This window comes from Pseudoalteromonas sp. Angola-7, assembly GCF_028599255.1.
GTDB lineage: Bacteria > Pseudomonadota > Gammaproteobacteria > Enterobacterales > Alteromonadaceae > Pseudoalteromonas > Pseudoalteromonas atlantica.
In genome coordinates, this window is the sequence record NZ_JAQREL010000039.1 from 1 (window position 1) to 631 (window position 631).

At 37.1% G+C, this 631-nt stretch carries 1 pseudogene; it reads left to right on the forward strand.

Annotated features, from left to right (window positions below):
* Nucleotides 1-176: 176 nt before the first annotated feature.
* A pseudogene (locus PSH50_RS20990) lies at nt 177-631 on the forward strand (transposase); the annotation flags it as partial.

The following is a 631-nucleotide window of genomic DNA, read 5'->3' on the forward strand; positions in this document are numbered from 1 at the left end:
GTAAGCCATCAGCAATTAAAAAAGGTAGAGGAGCAACTAAATAATCGCCCTAGAAAATGTTTAGGATTTAAAACACCAAATGAAGTCTATAATGAATTAGGTGGTGCACTTCCAATTAGAATCTAGGAAATTGAAGACTACGTTTTAATCAGTGTAAAAAACGAGCTGGGTGTCTTATGGCAATTGCAAGAAAGCGACAAGTAAGTTTGGTTGATACAAAATACTACCATTGTATTTCACGGTGTGTTCGTCGTGCTTTTTTATGTGGGGAAGACCGTTTTACTGGTCAATCTTACGAGCATCGACGAGGGTGGGTTGAGGATAAGTTGCTTGAATTAGCTAAGGTATTTTGTATCGACGTGTGTGCTTATGCCGTTATGAGTAATCACACGCACTTAGTACTGTATGTAGATGATAAAAAAGCGAATAGGCTAAATGATAAAGCGATTATTATTCGCTGGCATAAACTCTGTAAAGGCACATTGTTAACACAAAAATACATACAGGGTGAAAAGCTAAGTAAAGTTGAACTTATCTTTTTTAATCAAACAGTAAAGCAATACCGAGAGCGCCTATCAAGTATCAGCTGGTTTATGCGGTTGTTAAATGAAAACATTGCTCGCAGAGCAAA